Source organism: Ferrimonas sediminicola (assembly GCF_005116715.1).
GTDB classification, from domain to species: Bacteria; Pseudomonadota; Gammaproteobacteria; order Enterobacterales; family Shewanellaceae; genus Ferrimonas; species Ferrimonas sediminicola.
This window is the reverse complement of sequence record NZ_SWCI01000044.1, coordinates 1-330: the sequence shown is the minus strand read 5'-3', so window position 1 is coordinate 330 and position 330 is coordinate 1. Positions and strand designations below refer to the sequence as shown.

General features: G+C 60.9%; 2 tRNA genes. Both read left to right on the top strand.

Going from position 1 to position 330, the window contains the following annotated elements:
* The first annotated feature begins 29 nt into the window (after positions 1-29).
* Positions 30-105, top strand: a tRNA-Glu gene (locus tag FCL40_RS18450).
* Between the two features lie 137 nt (positions 106-242).
* A tRNA-Glu gene (locus FCL40_RS18445) sits at positions 243-318 on the top strand.
* The last annotated feature ends 12 nt before the right edge of the window (positions 319-330 follow it).

Sequence of the window (330 nt, the reverse complement as noted above, 5' to 3'; positions counted from 1 at the left end):
CACCAGAGCCTAAACGGTGACAGTCCAGGGTCCCCTTCGTCTAGAGGCCTAGGACACCGCCCTTTCACGGCGGTAACAGGGGTTCGAATCCCCTAGGGGACGCCACTTATCTGTTGATGCCGACAGGAGCCGGGCGGTGTAGACACCGCGCCCTCTATGCACGGCCGCAACGGGGCGACAATCCCGTAAGGGACGCCACTTGTTCGCTCATGTCACCAGAGCCTAAACGGTGACAGTCCAGGGTCCCCTTCGTCTAGAGGCCTAGGACACCGCCCTTTCACGGCGGTAACAGGGGTTCGAATCCCCTAGGGGACGCCACTTATCTGTTGA